Below are 1,356 nucleotides of genomic sequence, written 5' to 3'. Positions count from 1 at the left end.
AAGTCGATGATCCTTCAATGCTGCCTCCCGATCTCTGCGGAAAGCGCCAGTTGTTGCGCGGTAATGACGCGCAAGCGGGCTTCCAGCTCGACACGCTTGTAGCAGTGTGGCCGGAACGCATGGATACGCTGACGCAAGGTGTTACGCTCTGTCTGGAGCCGCTCTATCTCGGCCAATTCCGGCGCGATAAACAAAGGCAGATTAACCAGAGGTGCGGATTGCTGAACCATCATCATGCCCTCACCATTGCCAAAACGCGCACGGCGCGCTTTATTGGAGGAAATTTCTGGGGGTTGATATGAGACTGGTACTGGCTGGACTGACGTTGTTTGGATGTGTTGCTATTGCGTTCGCGGAAGACTTCAACGAAGAACGCATGGGTATTCACTTGGGCACCATCCTCGCAGCGGAACAACCGTGCGGTTTTTCTTACGATCAGTCTGCCATTAAAAAGTACATCGCGGAAAACGTTCCGGCCTCGTCCATCAGTTTTCCCGCAACACTCATGAGATGGACCGAGGCACAGAAAAGCGACGTTTCTGATTTGGTTGGGGCCGAGAAGTTCGCTTACTGCGCTGCAACGGAACACACTGCAAAGTCGTTCGGATTTATTCAATAACCGCGCCGCCCGCCCGGACTTCTCCCGGCGAGTGGATATCGTTTCTGATGTGGCGCGGATCGTGAAAATCATGGCCGCGCCGCTTTTCTGATCTCTGCGCCAAGCGCATTCATGACCGGTTGCCAGTTCTGCGGCTTGAGCTCTTCAAAATCGAACTGGTCATCAAGGCTGAGAACTGCCCGGACGTATCGGGTGAAGCTACCCGGCTCCGGCAGTCTTCCTTGCTGCGAAAGTACACTCCATTGCGCTGCCGCAACTTTCGCGCCGTCCGCGCGCCTCCAGCCCTGCATGAACATATCTTCCCGCCAGACCGGACCGACTTCGCGTTCGATCCACTTCTTGATGCTCTCAATCGCTATGCGCGCATCAGCCCAATCATGAACGAAACGGACATGATCTATTTTCGTCTGGCGCTTCACGAAGGCCAGCAAAGCTTCATCGGCAGGGTTATCGAAAAGCCCAAGGTTCCAGCCTGCAATCCACAGAGCCTGGAGCTTTCCGGCGAACTTGCCTTCAAGGCGCTTTCGAGAACCTTTTGAAGCGGGCTTGAAGCCCTGACGACGAAACTCATCAATGAGCTTCAGCCGCTCGCCTTCAGTCATGGCCGCAGACGAATGCTTGCCGGTGACGCGAATGCAGATCGCACGATAGGTATCGTCATCAAGGTCCAGCTGCTTTTTCGCAACGTGTATGGCGGCGGTGGTCCTCATGCTACACCTGCCTTGCCACGCCTCTTC

At 55.2% G+C, this 1,356-nt stretch carries 3 protein-coding genes; 2 read left to right on the top strand and 1 reads right to left on the bottom strand.

Features of this window, described 5'->3' with window-relative positions:
• Positions 1 to 302, top strand: a 302-nt coding sequence (locus tag KWJ32_RS28045) for a hypothetical protein (RefSeq protein WP_256886621.1), incomplete at its 5' end; no start/stop codon positions are given.
• Complete coding sequence (locus KWJ32_RS28040) at positions 299 to 619, top strand: signal recognition particle (RefSeq protein WP_176588474.1); 321 nt, start codon at positions 299 to 301, stop codon at positions 617 to 619. The genes KWJ32_RS28045 and KWJ32_RS28040, both read left to right, overlap by 4 nt.
• 68 nt (positions 620 to 687) lie before the next feature.
• Here the strand turns inward: KWJ32_RS28040 and KWJ32_RS28035 are convergent.
• Positions 688 to 1,356 (bottom strand): regulatory protein GemA (locus tag KWJ32_RS28035; RefSeq protein WP_346016100.1); only part of this gene is annotated, 669 nt, incomplete at its 5' end.

The organism is Ochrobactrum sp. BTU2 (assembly GCF_024539785.1).
In the GTDB taxonomy this organism is placed as follows: Bacteria; Pseudomonadota; Alphaproteobacteria; order Rhizobiales; family Rhizobiaceae; genus Brucella; species Brucella anthropi.
Note: the sequence above shows the minus strand (reverse complement) of the source record. Positions and strands in the feature narration are given on the sequence as shown.